The sequence below is a fragment of the Mesotoga sp. HF07.pep.5.2.highcov genome (assembly GCF_003666285.1).
GTDB lineage: Bacteria > Thermotogota > Thermotogae > Petrotogales > Kosmotogaceae > Mesotoga > Mesotoga prima.
Genome location: NZ_JFHJ01000406.1, coordinates 1 through 844 on the forward strand (window position 1 = coordinate 1; position 844 = coordinate 844).

General features: G+C 49.4%; 2 protein-coding genes. Both read left to right on the forward strand.

Translation table 11 applies throughout. From position 1 onward, the window contains the following. The coding region (locus BG32_RS08615; RefSeq protein WP_147434901.1) for a flavodoxin-dependent (E)-4-hydroxy-3-methylbut-2-enyl-diphosphate synthase at positions 1 to 303 on the forward strand (303 nt) is incomplete at its 5' end. Beyond that, on the forward strand, positions 300 to 844 hold a 545-nt coding region (locus BG32_RS08620; protein WP_259459626.1), incomplete at its 3' end, for a lactate/malate family dehydrogenase. The genes BG32_RS08615 and BG32_RS08620, both read left to right, overlap by 4 nt.

The window sequence follows — 844 nt, forward strand, 5'->3', positions numbered from 1 at the left end:
CTGAGAAGGGGGGTCGATGTGATTTCCTGCCCAACCTGCGCGAGAACGGAAATAGATGTCGAAGCTCTCGCCAGAAAAGTCAATAGCTGGGTCGGCAACACAGATGCAGACCTCTCGGTTGCAGTGATGGGCTGTGTGGTCAATGGAATCGGAGAGGGCACTGAAGCAGACATTGGGATCGCTGGAACGGCTTCAGGCGGAGTGATTTTCGTGAAAGGCGAAATCGTTGAAAAAGTAGAAAGGGCAGACCTTGAAGCAAGATTCCGTCACTGGTTCAAGACGGTCTTGTCAGGAGGAGTATGATGAAAGTAACGATAGTCGGAGCCGGTATGGTGGGCTCGTCAATAGCTTATGCATCGATGATAAAAGGTGTTGCAAGAGAGATAGCTCTTGTTGACATAAACAGGGAACTCGCCAAAGGTCAGGCAATGGACTTGAGTCATGGCAATGCCTATGTTAGACCAATGAGAATTCATGGCGGAGATTACGATGTCTCTTCAGACTCGGATGTAGTCGTAATAACGGCCGGTAGACCTCAAAAAGGAGGAGAGAGTCGCCTACAGCTTCTAAAGGACAACGCAAGGATAGTGAAGGAAGCGGTGGCTAAATCTCTTTCCTACAGCAAAGAGCCAGTTTTCATAATCGTGACGAATCCCGTCGACGTTCTTACATGGGTGGCATGGAAAGCGTCCGGTTTACCAAGAAACAGGATAGTAGGCTCTGGAACGACTCTAGATACGGCAAGGCTCAGACAGAGCATTGCAGACCACTGCCAGCTTGACCCAAGAAACGTACATGCTTATGTTCTTGGTGAACATGGTGACAGCGAGATCGTCAACTGGTC